The 254-nt window shown below is 66.9% G+C and carries 1 protein-coding gene; it reads left to right on the top strand.

What is annotated here, in order from left to right:
• A partial coding sequence (locus tag JAO29_RS23260) for an amino acid--tRNA ligase-related protein (protein WP_334270667.1) occupies positions 1-254 on the top strand: 254 nt, incomplete at both ends.

Here is a 254-nt window from a genome sequence, read left to right as displayed (position 1 = left end):
GGTCCTCCGCGCCCTGCGCAAGTTCTTCGACACCCGCGGCTACCTCGAGGTCGAGACCCCGATGATGCAGCAGATCGCCGGCGGAGCCGCCGCGCGCCCCTTCATCACTCACCACAACGAGCTCGACCTCGACCTCTTCCTCCGCATCGCCCCCGAGCTCTACCTCAAGCGCCTCGTCGTCGGAGGCCTCGACCGCGTCTACGAGATCAACCGCAACTTCCGCAACGAAGGCGTAAGCACCCGCCACAACCCCG

Source organism: Edaphobacter sp. HDX4 (genome assembly GCF_036877565.1).
Lineage (GTDB): Bacteria > Acidobacteriota > Terriglobia > Terriglobales > Acidobacteriaceae > Edaphobacter.
Note: the sequence above shows the minus strand (reverse complement) of the source record. Positions and strands in the feature narration are given on the sequence as shown.